Consider the following 15,719-nt stretch of genomic DNA (forward strand, 5'->3'; position numbering starts at 1 on the left):
ACAACACTGACATAAACTCACCTGCACACTATCCCAAGGAGACGACCCATGGACAGGCGTACATCCAGCCCCTCCAGCGGCGAGGCGCTGCTGTTTCTGACTGACGAACAACTCAGGCAGGGGATCGAGGCGATGTTTTTTGCCTATCGCGGGTTTACCGCTGATCCTGACCGGATTTTAGCAGATATGGCTTACGGGCGTGCCCACCATAGGGCCATCCACTTTATCGGCCGCGCCCCGGGAACCACTGTGAACAACCTGCTCAACATCCTCGGCGTCACAAAGCAATCGCTGAACCGTGTATTGCGCACTTTGATCGCTGATGGTCTGGTAGAGAGCAAAGTGGGACGCCAGGACAAACGCGAACGGCATCTCAACCTCACGCAGGCGGGACGGACCTTGGAACAAACCTTATCAGACGCCCAGCGTGCACGAATGCGCGCGGCCTTCCGCGAAGCAGGGCCAGAAGCTGTCGCCGGATTTCGCACCGTGCTAGAAGCGATGATGGATAGCGAAATGCGCTCTAGCTTTGGGCGCCTGAAGGATAGTGCTGCATGAACGCCCCTGACGCCCACCTATTGATCGTCGATGACGATGAGCGCATCCGCACTCTGTTGCAAAAATTCCTGATGCGTCATGGATTTCTAGTCACTGCCGCGCGCGACGCCGCCCATGCGCGGCGACTGCTGTCAGGACTGGAATTCGATATGATCGTCCTTGATGTGATGATGCCCGGCGAGGACGGCCTGAGCCTGACACGCTCATTGCGCGAAACGATGACAACGCCAATTCTGCTGCTGACTGCCAAAGGCGACACCGACAATCGGATCGAAGGACTAGAAGCTGGCGCCGACGATTACCTTGGCAAACCGTTCGAGCCTAAGGAACTGTTGCTACGGATCAACGCAATCTTGCGCCGCGTCCCTGAACCCGCCTCGCACGATACGGCACCGAAAGTGCTTACTCTTGGCCCAATCCGCTATGACATCGAGCGCGGAGAGATGTGGGAAGGAGAGGAGTTGGTGCGGCTGACAGCAACAGAAATCCAGCTCATGAAGATATTTGCAGCCAAGCCCGGCGAAGCCTTAAGCCGGTCAAATCTGGTGGAGGAACTGGGGCGCGACCGCGGACAGGCACAAGAGCGCGCAGTGGATGTACAAATCACCCGTCTGCGCCGCAAGATCGAAGCCGACCCCAAACAACCACGCTATCTGCAGACCGTGCGAGGCGCCGGGTACATGTTGGCGCCTGACTGACACCGTCGGACCAAGGGCCAGCCGAAACCGCCTCCGAAACGTTTTACCCAAAGAAAATAGGCAAGTTGACGCCATCCGTGCGCTGGCCATGAGACGGATGGGGCGGTATGGTCTGCGCGACATCAGACAAGAGAGATTTCTATGAGCGATACACCTGTTGAAGAGATGAGCTTTGAGGCTGCGATGGCAGAACTTGAGACGGTTCTGGGTAAGCTGGAGCGGGGCGATGTCGCGCTGGACGAGAGCATCACGCTGTATGAACGTGGGGCACTCTTGAAGGCACGCTGCGAGGCCAAGCTGAAGGAAGCCGAGGAAAAAGTTGCAGCGATCACGCTGGACGGGGACGGTAACCCAGAAGGACTGAAGCCGGTCGAGGGTCTCTGACCATGGGACTTCTGGCGCGGGCACTACAGGATGCAAGTGCGCTTGCTACACAAAGAATCGCTGCTGCGCTGGAGGGGACCGAAGGGTCGGTCCGAGATGCGATGCTGTATGCAACCACCGGAGGCAAAGGGTTGCGCGCGTTTCTGGTGCTGGAAAGCGCGCGGCTTCACGGTGTAAACGCGCAAGATGCGGCGCCCGCGGCTGCGGCAATTGAAGCGCTGCACGCCTATTCACTGATGCATGATGATTTGCCCTGCATGGATGACGACGACTTGCGTCGTGGGCAGCCGACCGTTCATCGCAAATGGGACGAGGCGACCGCTGTGTTGGCAGGTGATGCCCTTCAAACACTAGCATTTGAGCTAGTTGCCCAGTCAGGTTGCGCGGATGCTGCGCGTCTCACTTTGGTGCGCGGCCTTGCGTCAGCTTCCGGTGTGCGGGGCATGGTTGGCGGGCAAGCATTGGACATCGCGGCAGAAACGGCCCATGAGCCTTTGAATCTGGCTGAGATCACCAGACTACAAGCCGGAAAGACGGGCGCATTGATTGAATGGGCCGCCACCGCAGGTCCACATATGGCGCAGGCTGACGCGACCGCCTTGGGACTTTATGCGCGCGATCTTGGTCTCGCCTTTCAAATTGCAGACGACATTCTGGACGTGGAAGGTGATGCCGCGACGGTGGGCAAGGCTGTGGGCAAGGACGCGAACGCAGGTAAAGCCACTTTCGTGTCACTACTAGGGCTTGATGGCGCCAAGGCACGGGCGCAAACACTCGTGACGTCAGCCTGTGACGTGCTATCTGTTTATGGCACGCAGGCCGATACGCTGCGCGAAGCAGCACAGTTTGTTGTTGCACGCAAAAGCTAGGGACAAAGATATGACTGACAAACCGAACACCCCCTTGCTGGACCGGATCAGCCGCCCTGCGGATATGAAAAACCTGTCTGACCGTGAGTTGACGCAGCTTGCTGCAGAAGTGCGGGACGAGACGGTTTCAGCCGTATCGGTGACGGGCGGGCATTTGGGTGCCGGTTTGGGAGTGGTCGAGCTGACGGTGGCATTGCATGCCGTGTTTGACACGCCGCGCGACAAAATCATCTGGGACGTGGGTCACCAATGCTATCCCCACAAAATACTGACAGAGCGGCGCGACCGTATCCGCAGCCTTCGAATGAAGGACGGTCTGAGCGGTTTCACCAAACGCTCCGAAAGCCCCTATGACCCGTTCGGTGCGGCCCATAGCTCCACTTCTATTTCTGCTGCCCTTGGCTTTGCAGTTGCGCGCGATCTGGGTGGTGTGGTGCCCGAGGGCCTTGGCGATGCGATTGCGGTGATCGGTGATGGCTCGATGTCTGCGGGCATGGCCTATGAAGCGATGAATAACGCGGGTCATCTAAAAAAGCGCCTGATCGTGATCCTGAATGATAACGAGATGAGCATCGCGCCGCCGGTTGGCGCAATGTCCGCCTACCTGAGCCGTCTTTACGCCGAAGAGCCGTTTCAGGAATTCAAATCCGCTGCGAAGGGCGCTGTAAGCCTTCTCCCCAACCCCTTTCGTGAAGGCGCAAAGCGCGCCAAGGACATGCTCAAAGGTCTGACAGTTGGCGGCACATTGTTCGAACAATTGGGCTTTAGCTATCTTGGTCCTATTGATGGCCACGACATGGACCAGCTGCTGCCAGTGCTGCGCACGGTCAAGGCCCGCGCGACGGGGCCGATACTGATCCATGTGCTCACGAAGAAGGGCAAAGGGTACGGCCCTGCGGAAGCGGCCCGAGATAAGGGGCATGCCACCGCCAAGTTTAACGTGATCACAGGCGAGCAGAAAAAAGCACCAAGCAACGCGCCAAGCTACACAAACGTCTTCGCCAACAGCCTGCTGCAACTGGCTGCCGAAGACGACAAGATTTGCGCGGTCACTGCCGCGATGCCCGATGGCACCGGCCTGAACCTGTTCATGGAGCGCTATCCCTCACGATGTTTCGACGTTGGTATCGCAGAGCAACATGGGGTGACCTTCTCGGGTGCGCTGGCAGCTGGCGGGATGAAGCCGTTTTGCGCGATGTACTCCACCTTCCTGCAACGCGGCTACGATCAGGTCGTGCACGACGTGGCAATCCAACGGCTTCCTGTCCGCTTTGCAATTGACCGCGCGGGATTGGTGGGCGCGGATGGCGCAACGCATGCAGGTTCGTTCGATGTAGCGTTCCTTGCCAACCTTCCCGGCTTTGTCGTGATGGCTGCCGCTGATGAGGCCGAGCTTAAGCACATGGTCGCCACTGCGGCAGCTTATGATGATGGCCCGATCGCCTTCCGCTTTCCGCGTGGCGAAGGACGCGGAGTTGATATGCCCGAACGCGGCGTACCGCTGGAGATAGGAAAAGGCCGGATGATCCGCGAAGGCAAACGCGTAGCGCTGCTGTCCTTCGGCACCCGCCTTGAAGAAGTTGAAAAGGCCGCAGAAGCCCTTGAGGCAAAAGGCATCACTCCGACCATCGCAGATGCGCGTTTTGCCAAACCGTTGGACCGTGACCTGATTTTGTCACTGGCGCGAGACCACGAAGCGCTGATCACCGTCGAAGAAGGCGCCATCGGTGGCTTTGGTAGCCACGTGGCACAGCTTTTGGCGGAAGAAGGCGTGTTCGACAGCGGGCTGAAGTACCGTTCGATGGTGCTGCCGGATATCTTTATCGATCAGGCAAGCCCTGAGGACATGTATGCGGCCGCCGCCATGAACGCCGAGCACATCGAGGCGAAAGTCCTGAAAACACTTGGCATCGCGCAGATTGGCGCGCAGCGCGCCTAGTCTTTTTGCGCAGCGATCAGCGCATCCAACTTTGCCTCAAGCGCGTTGAGCTTTTCAGTCACTCCCAAGCGGTAGGCGTCGGTGCTGGCAACTGTTTCCTCTTGGTGCGCATCCTGCATTGAGTTCACGATAAGACCGACAAGCAGGTTCACCACAGCAAAGGTGGTCACCATGATGAATGGCACAAAGAACAACCACGCCTGCGGATAGACCTCCATCACGGGCCGGACGATTCCCATGGACCAGCTCTCAAGCGTCATGATCTGGAACAGCGAATACCCCGAGCGGCCCAGCGTTCCGAACCATTCATCAAATGCGCTTCCGAACAGCTTTGTCGCCATCACGGCGGCGATATAGAAGATCAGAGCCATCAGCAAAAACACCGATGCCATACCGGGCAGCGCGGTCACGAACCCTTCGACCACACGGCGCAAGCGCGGCGCGACCGAGACGACGCGCAGCACACGTAGGATGCGCAGCGCACGCAGGGCAGAGAACCCCTGCGCCAGGGGCACCAGTGAAATTCCAACGATGACAAAGTCGAAAATATTCCATCCGTCGCGGAAGAACCGCGTGCGATATGCAACCAGTTTAGCAAACAGCTCGACCACGAATACGGCAAGACAAAGCTTGTCGAGAAACACGATCAGGTCGCCGGCTCGTGCCATAATTGGCTTTGATGTCTCCATTCCCAAAATCACGGCGTTAAATAGAATAACGCCAAGGATCACGTTCCGAACACGATCGGATTCAAGATAGGTGGCAAGCTTGTCAGTGAAGGTCATTTGGGCTCCATGATCCGCAGTTAGAGCCTATATGGCCCGTCACCGGTACTGGGACAAGGCACTCCTACAATAGAAAATATGAAGCAATACCAATCGTCAGCGCGATCATGCCGTAGCCTGCCAGCACATAGAGGCCGTCGCGCGTAAACAGCCCGAAAACTAGCAGCGCTAGTGGTTAGGGCTCCCGTAGATGACACCAGCGGTCAGACCTCTAGAAAGGGCCTGCCCATCGGGATGATCACGCAAGCAGCCAGCGTAATGATCCGCATAGGCCCTTGGGTGAACAAGGCGAGTCTCGGGTGCGTGTGGCGGTCTACAAGACGCGAAGGCTTACGCAACCATCCCACCATTGATGACAGCCGCTTGCCCGACACCTTGCGCCTCAGCAGGATATCGGGGAGCCACAAATGTCTTCGCCCTGCCAGCGCCTGAACCGCCTAAAGGATGATGAGGCAGGCTGAGATGCTCGGGACACCCGATATCGGAGACAACGAGAATTACAGGAGTGATGGATCGATCACCCAGCTCGGTTAACACATCACGTATACTTTACCTGATCAGGTTCCTGCGCGGCGGCCGCAACACGGTCCAACAAAGCGTTCAAGTCACGGTGGCGTGGGTTGATCATTCAGCTTTCGGTATCACCGTGCTGCGCCAGCATCGCGGCAAGACCGCTCCGATAATCAGGGTATGCGGGTTCCCAGCCCAACGCGCGCTTGATGTGATCGTTCCGAACACGTTTGCTTTCGGCGTAGAAGCTACGCGCCATTGGCGTCAGATCTGCCGTCTCAAACGCTACGGCTGGAGGCATCGGCAACCCTAACAATTCTGCGGCATAGCCAATCACATCCTGCGGCGGCGCAGGATCATCATCACACATGTTGTATATGTCACCACCTTTTGGAGAAGCGAGCGACAGCTCAAGCCCAAGCGCGATATCCTCGACGTGGATACGGCTAAAGACCTGATCATACTTTATGATACGCCGTGCTGTGCCCTTGCGGACCTTTTCGAACGGCCCCCTGCCCGGCCCATAAATACCCGCCAAACGAAAGATGTGCAGCGGTAGACCCGCAATAGACTGCCATGCACGCTCGGCATCTACTCTGGCCTGCCCTCTCTTGGTGGAGGGAGAAAGCGGCGTCTGTTCATCAACCCAGCCACCGGCATGATCCCCGTAAACACCAGTGGTCGAGAGATAGCCAAGCCAGTGCATCCCGCCTGCCGCTTGCTCAAAGGAACTGCGCAGTGATGCCAATACTGGATCCCCGTCATGGCCCGGACCGGCAGAAATCAGAATGTTCGGAAATTCGTCGATCAGGGGTGCAAGATCAGTTCCCGGCCATAATACAGGTTCAACGCCTGTAGCAGAAATCCCGTCCATCTTGTCAGCGCTTCGGGTAGTGCCTACGATGTGCCACCCCTCTGGCACCAACCGCTTTGCCAATGCTCGCGCACTGAACCCGTGACCGATAGACAAGAGCCGTTTGTCCATGTGCACTCCACTTCTTTCGGGGCCATACGACAAAACCTAGCCCCGAAAACAGAAACAGCCTCCCGCTATGGAAGGCCGCTCCTCAAAACTAATCGACTAAAACTTAGTCAGCTGTTTCTGTAACTGTTGCCGTTGATTCGTCGTCATCGTTGGAAATCATAGCAGCAACTGCGCCTCCGAGCAGAAGGCCACCGATGATTACTGGCGCGCCGATGCCGGTGCCTTTTACTGGCAGAGCTTCTTTTACAGGCTCTGCTTCGTATGTTGTGTTCAAAGAACCAGCGAAAGAAGCTGTTGCGGATGCGAGCACGAGTGCTGCAATGGATACTGTTTTCATCATTTTTTTGAATTCCTTTTTAAAGTTCGCTGGGAATACACCCTTAGCCGTTTGATAGTAGAGTTAGTTTTTTTTCACAACGACATTTCCACTTTTTCAGTCAAAATTCAGGCGCACTATCGCCGATTGTGGTAACTTTGCCTATTTTCTAATAACTATGATCTCGAAGTGACCGGCTGACGGGCTGACCCATTGGCGTGATTTTCGAACCAGACCAGAGCCCGGCTGCACCCAATAATCGTTGCTCAAACGGACTATTTTCTGATGCCCACCAATGCAAACTTCCGTCATATGGATAGCTTCAAGCGATTGATTTGCAACACTAATTTCTTCACGCCCCAAATTACGCAAATCGCAGCTGAAGACATAGTCGGTTGTCGTGACGTCACCATCAGAAATCGTGTAGCGGCGGACCCCGCTTGCGTTTGCGCCTGATTGCAGTGCCCTGACTGTCACATTTGCATCTGCAGCAATTATATCGCTTCCAACACCCCGAGTTCCCACAAGAACGCCATTCCGCAGGATAATTTGCGCATTGTCGGACGAATTCCACACCTCAACCGTACCCAAAACCGAATCGTGGCGCGTTGCGGCGCGTGTCAAAAAATCGCTGCCACCTAACACCTCAGGATTGATCTGAATCACAGGTACGGTGATCTTCGACAGAATATCCGGAGTGACTACAGTCTTCTCGGGCGGGCCCGCACGGCGCGAAGTGAGTATCTTCTTTCCGATGGTGCTGAGCTGCGCTACCGAACTGGTCTCTTGGTCGTCGCGCGAGGAGTAGCTGCATCCGGCCAATAGAACGGCCAGTAGAGTTGCGCCTGTCAGATGTCGCATTGCGTAGTTCATTCCCATACTCCAGACCAGTTGCCGACCAAGCCTGCGCGATGGCCGCTGCGCACCTGTTCGTACAGGCGACCCGGCACACTGAGCCGCGCCCCGCCATCACGCTGGATCGGCCGGATCGTCAAAGATCTGAGATCCTTGCTTGGCTTGCCTACGAACCAGCTTAACGGGATTGTCAGCTTCATACCCTTGTCGAAAGACCCCTCACCAAATTCCTCTTTGGACACATCCGTGAGGGTGAAAAAGCCCCCTAGCCGCCAGCCATTCGAAAACTCGCGTTCAAGAGTAACAGTAGCTCCAACATCGCCTGCAAGGTAGCGCCCGACATCCAACTGGCCGGTAAAGCCATTTTTGAACTCGTAATATGCCGAAGCATGCCCCGTCGCGATACTATAGTCTTGAAAGCCAAGCAGGTCATCAAAGGTGCGCTGCTTCACATAATTAGCCTCAACACCAAGGGCGAGCCTGCTCGCAACCGGTTTCCACAAAACCTCGCCCGATAGACCGCCATACATTCGCTCAAGATAGCCGCCAGTGACACGTGCATAGACTTCTGGTGACACCTTCCATTGCTTGCTCAGATATAGATTATTGACGGATGTATTGCCGCCCTGATCATATTCAGCAGCATTCGTACGGACGCGAGGTAGCAAGTAGTTGTCGGTGGTTTCTGTATCATCAAGATTGCCGGTCAGACGGTGTTGCAGACTGCCTGCCAGCCTCCAGCCCGGTGCAGGTTGGAAAGACGCGGACACTTCAATGCCGGCGTCATAGCGTACAGGTTCATTTGGGTCAAAATAGCGCTGTCTGAGGTAGGGACCGATCGACCAGTTATAGGCTGGGAAAAGGTCCTCGTTGCGCGCACTACCAGCAAGAACTGGCTCAGCGCCTTCAAAACCGGTGACCGCCAGCAATGCGTTGGGCGCGTCAGATGAAAACTCCAACGCTTCCAGATCCGAGCGACGGAAAACTACGGTCGATTGCGCCAGATTTTCCACGACTGGTACGATCCGGAAAGTCTCAACCGAGTCAGGCAAAAGCCGCGCCAGCACACGTGCAACACGTCCAACCGAAACAGCCGTCGCCGCATAACGGCCGTTACTATAACGCACCTCAGTCTCGGACGGGGTTGTCCGCACCTCGATTAGGGTCAGGCCTTCGGCCTCTAGCAGCGGCACCAACGCGTCACGAATAAGGATCGAGCCACCTTCCTGTGAAGTGTACCAGTCTGTATTATAAGACTCCGGATTTTCGCGACGGTTTGGCCTTTTGTAATAGGGCCGCGGCGCTGGTATGCGCAAATTTGTGATGGGGCGATTTGGATGCAGCTGCATCTGGAGGTTTACCCCAACTTCGGAGCCAAACAGGTAGTAACCACCTAGACGGATACGCTCCGAGACCTGATATTCGGTCGCGAAGTTGAAGCGCGACTTACGATCGAAGTTTCCGTTGTTTGTTTCCAGTGTATACGCATCCGAGCTGTACTCAGCCTTCAGACCCCATTTATCACTCACCTGCCATTCCACGCCAGCAAAAGGCGCGGCATCACCGCGGAACCATTGGTCGACAGATAGCTCACCACCGGAATCTCCCGGTGTGAATGATGGACGGTCAGATCCAAATGGCGCACCGATGCTGCCCGAGCTGCCCAGACGCCCCCAACCAAGGCCCACTGTCGCTTTGATCGTGCCCGGAATGCGTTCTCCGGAAAAATTCTTGGTCGCGGCAATGAACTCACCCGCATAAATGCCGGTGCCTGCAAAATCCTGAAGTCCAACGGTCACGGAAGGCAAATAGCGGCTTTCACGATTGAGAAGGAACCTCACATCAAAGCTGCGGTCCCTATAGGTATCAAAGTTGCTGAAATCAGCATCCTTAATCCCGGAGTAGCGAAAGCTGGCCTGAATGCGTGGAAGCGCCTGAAAGGTAAGCGTGGTGCGGGTCTGGCCGGCAAAGTTTGACACCCCCACCGCGACCTGTCCGTCAGGCAGCGCCTCACCGGATGGCATATCGATCAAGCCCGGCACACCGTAAAAATTGAGTGTGGGGCGGCCCACCAGATTGAAGAAAGCATCCTCATCTTGTGCGGACGTAGCCGCAGGCCAAACCGCGGCACAGCCTAAAAGGGAAGCACTAAGGGCGGTTATTTTAGGAAATTGCATTTTTCTGCTCTCTGCCCGTTATTAATTTTTTTGCGCAAGTAATGCACGCCATCAGAATGAGTGCAACAATCCCGAGGTAAAGCGGGAATGATAGCGCCCCTGCGTGACAAATCTGCGCATCGCGTTAGGATACATCGGCCTTTGACATCACATCGTCAAACCCTTCAACCCAGCGCCGTACGACATTACGCGCCATGTCTTCGTCACAAGCCACGAAAGCCTCTCGAAGGCGCCGTAAAGCGCTGGCAATCTCGATTTGCGAAAGACCTTTTTCGCGTGTCATGAAGATTTTGGGATAGGCTGTTCCGAACAGGTCATTTGACAGCGTGAGCTCTTCTGACATTTTTTCGCCTGGGCGCAGGCCCGTAATCTCAATCTCAACATCCCCATCAGGGTTGTTCTCGTCACGTACCTCGTATCCGGCACTCTCAATCACTTGGCGCGCCAGCTGCAATATCGGCACCGGCTGCCCCATGTCCAAAACGAACACCTCCGCCCCTTGGCTGACCGAACAAGCCTGAAGCACTAACTGGACAGCCTCCTGAACAGTCATGAAATACCGTTCAACCCCCTTGTCGGTCACTGTCAGCGGCCCGCCACGGCTCAATTGTTCCTGAAACAGCGGCACAACAGAGCCGGAAGACCCAAGCACATTCCCAAAACGCACCATTGAGAACACCGTCCCGTCAGGCCCCTGACGCTTTGCCAAATCCTGCAAGACAAGTTCGGCCAGCCGCTTGGAGGCGCCCATTACATTTGTTGGACGCACGGCCTTGTCCGAAGATATTAGCATAAAACGCTCAACGCCCGCATTCACGGCCTGTTCAGCCAGCGTTTGGGTCCCAAAGACATTGTTGACCAAACCAGTCAAAGGGTTTGCTTCGACCAATGGCACATGTTTGTAGGCAGCAGCATGCAAGACAATGTTAACGCTGTGATTGGTCATCAACTTCCGAACCTGCCGACTGTCCGTAACCGAGCCAAGTACTGACACCAGTTCGATGTCGAGCGCGTCATGCCGCATCATGCCGCGCAGTTCCATGTCGATATTATACAAGCCAAGCTCGCTAAGCTCAAACAGGATCAATTTGGACGGCTTGCATTCGATCACCTGACGACACAACTCAGAGCCTATCGACCCCCCCGCGCCGGAAATCAGCACCACCTTGCCTTTATAACAAAGACTTGCATCGCCCAACGGGTGTGCAACTTCGGCGCGCCCCAGAAAACTGCGCGCAGACACAGGCGTCAACTTGTTCACCAGCGCGTCGGCTCCAATCAGCTGAGAGAATGATGGCAGCGTCTGTACTTCCAACCCCATCCGCTCCAGCCGACGCGCGATCTGCGCCTGCTTCAGGCGGTTCAACGATGGGACGGCAAGCAGCACGCGATCGATCTGCTTTTCCTTCACGATTTCCGCAATGCTCATCGGTGAGTATACTGGCAGGCGGTGTACACGCATCCCTTGTAAGCTTTTGCTATCATCTACAAACGCGACCACATGAATCGCCTCGTGTCCGCGCAGCGCCGCAACAAGTTGCACACCGGTTGTACCTGCGCCATAGATCAACACCCGCGTCCGCTTGCTCGAATTGCGGTAAACAGCAAAAACGAGTTGAAGCAACATCGCGCGACTTCCGACAGCGAGGCAGAAGAACACAACCCCAAAGATCAAATGCAGCCCAAGATTCAGATCAAGACCGGCAATATCTGCGAAAATACCAGAAGCGACTCCCAGCAACATCGCGTGAAGTGCAGTCAGACCAACCGATGCTGCATCATACGCGCTTACCTGGATATCGTTGATACCGAACCAGATCGAAACCCCAACCGCGATGACCACCATGTATGGCATCAGCAGCATGTAGCTACCAAGATTCCCCATCACGCCGCCGGGCAACGGATACGCAGCAAAGGCTATCGCCAGCGCAACAAGCACCAGTACACCGTCTAGCAAAAGCATGATCCGGCGCTTGTGCACCTTGTTCAGAGACTTAACCCAGTTCAACATGACCCGACCCACCCGTTTCACCATACGACCGGCAAAAATTCAAAACACCAAGCACCCCTCGGCGCACCTAAACGCTATCCACGCATTACCTTAACCGCAATGGATACGTTTTCATAACAAATCATCTGCTTCTAAATGGTTTAGACTTTTGTCCGCCTAAAGAGATTTCCAATCGTCTGGAAGACCAGATCAAAGTCATAACAGACATTCTGGTGACGCTGGTAAATCAGATCGAGCTTTGCCTTACGCGGTATGCAAATGCGACAATAAACATCATCGGTTTTCTCTGCCGTGTCACAGCGGGTCAGCAGCCGTTCTTCGTGCTTATGAAACCGGATCGTTGCCAGCCCCGTCACGCCCGGACGGGATTTCAGGACCTTACCATAAATCTCCGGGAACCGCTCGACGTATTCCCGCAACGGAGGCCGCGGGCCGACAAATGAAAGATCCCCCTTCAATATGTTCCAGAGCTGGGGAAATTCGTCTAGTCGCTTCGACCGCAACCTGGCTCCCAACAGCGTGACCCGGGAGGCTTTGTTCGCCCCTGAAACACCTTGATCCTGATCTACAACCGTCATGGTGCGAAATTTGATCAAGCCGAAAGACTCATCTGGCGCCTTCATACGCTCAGCAACGTAAAACAAAGGACGCCCCTGCTTGAGATAAATGTAGATCACCAACAACAAGATCACAGGCCCCAAAATGACCACCAACAGGCTCGCAAAGAACAGATCAAAAAGGCGTTTTCGCATTGTCATGATGGTCAGGATCCTTGTGTGGGTATCGCATCGCGTTTGCATCGGTTTCGCGGGGGTAGCCGCGCGGTTGCTGAGCAGCGCAGCCAGCATGGCTGATACCAGCTTTGGGAAAATAGATGCGAGCAGCTCCATTGGGGCGCATCTAAAACCCGCACAACTGTGGCTGTTCTGCCGCACTACAGAGGCTCACGATAGGCGACTTTCCGACCATCCTGTAGAACCGCATGGCTCGGTCCACTGTTCACCTTTGGCCAACCCGCTCCGCATCTGTCTATCGCCAGTGTGCTTTCTTTCGGTCCTGCAGCACCAAAATCGCCTTCCGGTGGTAAAAATGCCGATGCGGCTATGGATCATTACGCCGAACAGATTGACCTTGAGGCGTCATAGAGTATCTTGCCCGACAATAGTGATCAACGCGAACCCGCTGGCTACAAAGCGCGTAAGAAGTGTTGGATAAGCAATAGATGAGCGGTGGCGTAAATGAGTAAGTTGACCAAATACCTCCTATGGGCTGTGCTCTGCTTCTCAATGGCAGCCTGCGGAACGTTGCCACGCGGCGCAGCTATTCGAGCGGAGATAGTCAAAGGGTCGAATACGCCAGAAGCTGATTTTGCAGTATATCCAGTATCAAAATCATTCCTGCCCAGTCTTACTGAATGGCCATCCACCGGAGAGCGCCACTATAGCTGGCTTTCGCATAGCCACGGGTCAAACGCCCAAATTATCCGACCCGGTGATACACTTGACGTTGTAATCTGGGACAGTTCGGAAAATTCTCTCCTACTGAGCCCCGGGGCACGCAACACAAACCTTTCCGCTGTTCGCGTCTCGGAAAGCGGCACGGTCTTTGTGCCTTACGTAGGTAAAGTGCGCGTTGCAGACCGCACCCCCGATAGCGCACGCGAGTTGTTGCAGCGCCAACTTGAGGCTGTCGCACCGGGTGCGCAGGTTCAATTGTCGATGGCCGAAGGCCGCTTCAACTCGGTTGATATGGTCAGCGGAGTACGCACACCCGGCAACATCAAGTTGCCAGATCAGAATTTTTCAGTGCTTGCTGCGATATCGGCCTCTGGCGGCGCCAACGCGGCGCTCAAAAACCCGCAGGTCAAGCTGGTCCGCGGCCACAACACCTATCGCACCTCGCTAAATCGGCTGTTCGACAATCCGAAACTTGATACCCGCTTGAATGGTGGCGACCAGATCATCGTTGAAGCCGACAACCGCTATTTCCTTGCCCTTGGGGCCACCGGTACTGAAAACCAGTTCGACTTCAACCGCGACCAGATTTCCGCACTTGATGCGCTATCCATCATGGGCGGGGTGAACGACAACCGTGCTAACCCCAAAGGCGTACTGGTCTTGCGTGAGTACCCTGCATCAGCGCTCAGCTCGGGTCAGCGTGGCCCACGCAAACAGCGCGTTGTGTTTACCATTGACCTGACAACATCAGACGGCCTGTTTTCGGCACGGAATTTCTATATCAGCTCCGGCGATCTTGTCCTCGCCACCGAAAGCCCGATTTCAAGTGCCAGAGTAGTATTTGGACTTGTTGGATCGGCCTTCGGGTTGCTGAACGCAACCACGAACTAAACCGGCTATTACGGCATGGCTATTTGTTTGTCCTGTGGCAGCAGGGCATTCATTTCCGCGATATGTTCTGGCAAGCATTTTGTCAGAAAGTCATAGTGCTCAACCACATGGCGGCGCGCAGCTGGTCCAAGATGGGCAAAATCTTGCGGCCGCTCAAGCACCTTAACCACCTGCTGCGCCAGTGCTTTGTGGTCATGGAAATCAACCAGCAAACCAGTCTCACCATGAGTCATCGCCTCGCGGACCGGTTCGACGTCAGAGGCCACAATGGTCGCCTCCATAGACATGGCTTCGAGAAGCGACCAAGACAGCACAAACGGCATTGTCATATAGATATGGCAGCGGCTTATCTGGATGATTTTCTGGTATTCAGCGTAAGGCACCTGTCCCAGAAAATGCACCCGGCTCCAATCCACACGATCGCCAACTTCGGCCTCCATCTCTCCGCGTAGACCTCCGGGGCTTTTGCTTTTGGAACCGTAGGATACCTCGTTACCGCCAATAACCAAAACGCGGGCATTTGGTCTGGCCTCTAGGATATCGGGCAAAGCGCGCATGAATTTGTGAAACCCCCGCATCCGTTCAAGATTGCGCGCCATATAGGTAACGATTTCATCTCCACGGCCCACTGGCTTTTCGATTCGCCCCAGTTTCAGCTGCGCGTTTTGGCCCGGCTTGAGCTTGTCTGTCCGAATGCCGTCATGACACACATAAATCTTGCTGTGCATTTCTGGCGGAAAGCAGTCGCGCTGCCATTTCGTCGGGCTTAGGCCTCGATCCACTGACGTAATGTTCAAGGCGGGGACGACATTGCGCGCATGAAGCAGGAAAGGCGTGTGCGCATTGACGGGCTCTTCCTTGTCAAAGTTCACAGGCCCGCCAAAAAGGCGGTAGTAGTATTCAAAAAAGCCGATAATCGGGACATCCGGCCAGATCTGCTTGAAGAACGTCAGCTCGCCCCAACCGACATGTCCCACAACGAGATCGGGCTTGAACTCTTCGTCACGCTCAATCTTCTGGCAGGCCAGAGCCGCACCAAAGCCAGCACCGGTCGTTTCCTCCCAGACGTTACTCAGACCGTAGGCTTCTTTCGTCGGACTGTGATGGGGAGTGTAGAGGCGCGTCTCCACACCCGCAATCTTGGGTGCGTTTTTCCGTTGGGTAAGGAAATAAATCCGATGCTCGCCCTGTTCAGCCAACCATTGCACGAGTTCGCGGTACTGACCTGGCATATTCTGGTGCACAAACATAATATTCATTTGAAAATTCAGCCTTTTGTCATCT

Annotated in this window: 15 protein-coding genes; 6 read left to right on the forward strand and 9 right to left on the reverse strand. The window is 55.4% G+C overall.

Going from position 1 to position 15,719, the window contains the following annotated elements; translation table 11 throughout:
* Positions 1 to 48 precede the first annotated feature (48 nt).
* The 5 genes from V7730_RS06350 to dxs all read left to right on the forward strand — a co-directional run bounded on the left by V7730_RS06350 (position 49) and on the right by dxs (position 4,448).
* Complete coding sequence (locus V7730_RS06350; protein WP_335746754.1) at positions 49 to 558, forward strand: MarR family winged helix-turn-helix transcriptional regulator; 510 nt, start codon at positions 49 to 51, stop codon at positions 556 to 558.
* Positions 555 to 1,256, forward strand: coding sequence for a response regulator (locus V7730_RS06355; protein WP_335746755.1), 702 nt, complete (start codon positions 555 to 557; stop codon positions 1,254 to 1,256). Before V7730_RS06350 ends, V7730_RS06355 begins: the two co-directional genes overlap by 4 nt.
* Positions 1,257 to 1,397: 141 nt before the next feature.
* Positions 1,398 to 1,640: an exodeoxyribonuclease VII small subunit gene (locus V7730_RS06360; RefSeq protein WP_335746756.1), complete on the forward strand. Its 243-nt coding sequence runs from the start codon at positions 1,398 to 1,400 to the stop codon at positions 1,638 to 1,640.
* Positions 1,641 to 1,642: 2 nt separating this feature from the next.
* The gene (locus V7730_RS06365) at positions 1,643 to 2,509 is read left to right on the forward strand and encodes a polyprenyl synthetase family protein (protein ID WP_335746757.1); all 867 of its coding nucleotides are present in this window, start codon (positions 1,643 to 1,645) and stop codon (positions 2,507 to 2,509) included.
* Positions 2,510 to 2,519: 10 nt separating this feature from the next.
* Positions 2,520 to 4,448: a 1-deoxy-D-xylulose-5-phosphate synthase gene (gene dxs, locus V7730_RS06370; protein ID WP_335746758.1), complete on the forward strand. Its 1,929-nt coding sequence runs from the start codon at positions 2,520 to 2,522 to the stop codon at positions 4,446 to 4,448.
* Here dxs and V7730_RS06375 read toward each other — a convergent pair.
* From V7730_RS06375 to V7730_RS06410, 8 genes are all read right to left on the reverse strand, one after another.
* Complete coding sequence (locus V7730_RS06375; RefSeq protein ID WP_335746759.1) at positions 4,445 to 5,233, reverse strand: ion transporter; 789 nt, start codon at positions 5,231 to 5,233, stop codon at positions 4,445 to 4,447. The genes dxs and V7730_RS06375 overlap by 4 nt on opposite strands.
* A gap of 203 nt (positions 5,234 to 5,436) precedes the next feature.
* The gene (locus tag V7730_RS06380) at positions 5,437 to 5,640 is read right to left on the reverse strand and encodes an exopolysaccharide biosynthesis protein (protein WP_335746760.1); all 204 of its coding nucleotides are present in this window, start codon (positions 5,638 to 5,640) and stop codon (positions 5,437 to 5,439) included.
* Positions 5,641 to 5,861: 221 nt separating this feature from the next.
* A complete protein-coding gene (locus V7730_RS06385; RefSeq protein WP_335746761.1) occupies positions 5,862 to 6,728 on the reverse strand; it encodes an SDR family oxidoreductase in 867 nt (288 codons plus the stop codon).
* Positions 6,729 to 6,831: 103 nt separating this feature from the next.
* A complete protein-coding gene (locus tag V7730_RS06390) occupies positions 6,832 to 7,068 on the reverse strand; it encodes a hypothetical protein (protein WP_335746762.1) in 237 nt (78 codons plus the stop codon).
* Between the two features lie 138 nt (positions 7,069 to 7,206).
* Positions 7,207 to 7,917, reverse strand: a complete 711-nt coding sequence (locus V7730_RS06395) for a YjbF family lipoprotein (RefSeq protein WP_335746763.1) — start codon at positions 7,915 to 7,917, stop codon at positions 7,207 to 7,209.
* Positions 7,914 to 10,076, reverse strand: coding sequence for a YjbH domain-containing protein (locus V7730_RS06400; RefSeq protein ID WP_335746764.1), 2,163 nt, complete (start codon positions 10,074 to 10,076; stop codon positions 7,914 to 7,916). Before V7730_RS06400 ends, V7730_RS06395 begins: the two co-directional genes overlap by 4 nt.
* Before the next feature lie 124 nt (positions 10,077 to 10,200).
* Positions 10,201 to 12,087, reverse strand: coding sequence for a polysaccharide biosynthesis protein (locus V7730_RS06405; protein WP_335746765.1), 1,887 nt, complete (start codon positions 12,085 to 12,087; stop codon positions 10,201 to 10,203).
* A 140-nt stretch (positions 12,088 to 12,227) separates the two neighbouring features.
* Positions 12,228 to 12,845, reverse strand: coding sequence for a sugar transferase (locus V7730_RS06410; protein WP_335746766.1), 618 nt, complete (start codon positions 12,843 to 12,845; stop codon positions 12,228 to 12,230).
* A gap of 480 nt (positions 12,846 to 13,325) precedes the next feature.
* Here V7730_RS06410 and V7730_RS06415 point away from each other — a divergent pair, with 480 nt between their 5' ends.
* Entirely contained in the window at positions 13,326 to 14,435 is a 1,110-nt protein-coding gene (locus tag V7730_RS06415; protein WP_335746767.1) for a polysaccharide biosynthesis/export family protein, read from the forward strand.
* Positions 14,436 to 14,443: 8 nt separating this feature from the next.
* Here the strand turns inward: V7730_RS06415 and V7730_RS06420 are convergent, their stop codons facing one another.
* Positions 14,444 to 15,694 carry a glycosyltransferase family 4 protein gene (locus V7730_RS06420; RefSeq protein WP_335746768.1) on the reverse strand — a complete coding sequence of 417 codons (1,251 nt, stop codon included), beginning with the start codon at positions 15,692 to 15,694 and terminating at the stop codon, positions 14,444 to 14,446.
* Between the last annotated feature and the right edge of the window lie 25 nt (positions 15,695 to 15,719).

This window comes from Sulfitobacter sp. (assembly GCF_036961165.1).
GTDB lineage: Bacteria > Pseudomonadota > Alphaproteobacteria > Rhodobacterales > Rhodobacteraceae > Sulfitobacter.

Excerpts from the sequence above, each read along its gene's own strand:
- V7730_RS06405 (WP_335746765.1), bottom strand. The coding sequence starts at position 12,087 with ATGTTGAACTGGGTTAAGTCTCTGAACAAGGTGCACAAGCGCCGGATC.
- V7730_RS06415 (WP_335746767.1), top strand. The coding sequence starts at position 13,326 with ATGAGTAAGTTGACCAAATACCTCCTATGGGCTGTGCTCTGCTTCTCA.
- V7730_RS06420 (WP_335746768.1), bottom strand. The coding sequence starts at position 15,694 with ATGAATATTATGTTTGTGCACCAGAATATGCCAGGTCAGTACCGCGAA.
- V7730_RS06360 (WP_335746756.1), top strand. The coding sequence starts at position 1,398 with ATGAGCGATACACCTGTTGAAGAGATGAGCTTTGAGGCTGCGATGGCA.
- V7730_RS06375 (WP_335746759.1), bottom strand. The coding sequence starts at position 5,233 with ATGACCTTCACTGACAAGCTTGCCACCTATCTTGAATCCGATCGTGTT.
- V7730_RS06350 (WP_335746754.1), top strand. The coding sequence starts at position 49 with ATGGACAGGCGTACATCCAGCCCCTCCAGCGGCGAGGCGCTGCTGTTT.
- V7730_RS06365 (WP_335746757.1), top strand. The coding sequence starts at position 1,643 with ATGGGACTTCTGGCGCGGGCACTACAGGATGCAAGTGCGCTTGCTACA.
- V7730_RS06385 (WP_335746761.1), bottom strand. The coding sequence starts at position 6,728 with ATGGACAAACGGCTCTTGTCTATCGGTCACGGGTTCAGTGCGCGAGCA.
- V7730_RS06395 (WP_335746763.1), bottom strand. The coding sequence starts at position 7,917 with ATGAACTACGCAATGCGACATCTGACAGGCGCAACTCTACTGGCCGTT.
- V7730_RS06390 (WP_335746762.1), bottom strand. The coding sequence starts at position 7,068 with ATGATGAAAACAGTATCCATTGCAGCACTCGTGCTCGCATCCGCAACA.
- V7730_RS06410 (WP_335746766.1), bottom strand. The coding sequence starts at position 12,845 with ATGACAATGCGAAAACGCCTTTTTGATCTGTTCTTTGCGAGCCTGTTG.
- dxs (WP_335746758.1), top strand. The coding sequence starts at position 2,520 with ATGACTGACAAACCGAACACCCCCTTGCTGGACCGGATCAGCCGCCCT.
- V7730_RS06400 (WP_335746764.1), bottom strand. The coding sequence starts at position 10,076 with ATGCAATTTCCTAAAATAACCGCCCTTAGTGCTTCCCTTTTAGGCTGT.
- V7730_RS06355 (WP_335746755.1), top strand. The coding sequence starts at position 555 with ATGAACGCCCCTGACGCCCACCTATTGATCGTCGATGACGATGAGCGC.